Raw genomic sequence first — 446 nt, 5'->3', positions numbered from 1 at the left:
TCAAAAAATATGCTACAATATCAAAGTAAAATTTGAAAAGAGGGGGTGAACTTTTATGGAAATTAAAATTGAAGATTTGTTACTTGAAATCACCAAACTTAGAAAAGAAATTGAAAAGTTAAAAATCGAAAACGAACAATTAAAAAGGGAAAATGCTATGCTTAAAGCTAGACTTGGAATGAACAGTTCTAATAGCAGTTTTCCACCATCTTCTGATAAATTTGGTAAAAAAAAAGATAAAAACAGATCGTTGAGAAAGAAAAGTGGTAAAGCATCAGGCGGGCAAATCTGTCATAAAGGTTCTACTCTTAAAAAAGTTGATAATCCTGATTTTGTTGTTGAACTTCCTAATGAGATTTGCCCTCATTCTGCTGCTAACTTAAAAGATGTTAAAGTAGAGGAAGTTAAAACTCGTCAGGTTTTTGATATTCCTGAAATTAAAATCA

Annotated in this window: 1 protein-coding gene; it reads left to right on the top strand. The window is 30.3% G+C overall.

What is annotated here, in order from left to right:
• Nucleotides 1-55: 55 nt before the first annotated feature.
• Nucleotides 56-446, top strand: a 391-nt coding sequence (locus I6E31_12480; protein ID MCF2640773.1) for an IS66 family transposase, incomplete at its 3' end; no start/stop codon positions are given.

This window comes from Fusobacterium varium, assembly GCA_021531615.1.
Taxonomy (GTDB): Bacteria; Fusobacteriota; Fusobacteriia; order Fusobacteriales; family Fusobacteriaceae; genus Fusobacterium_A; species Fusobacterium_A varium_C.
Note: the sequence above shows the minus strand (reverse complement) of the source record. Positions and strands in the feature narration are given on the sequence as shown.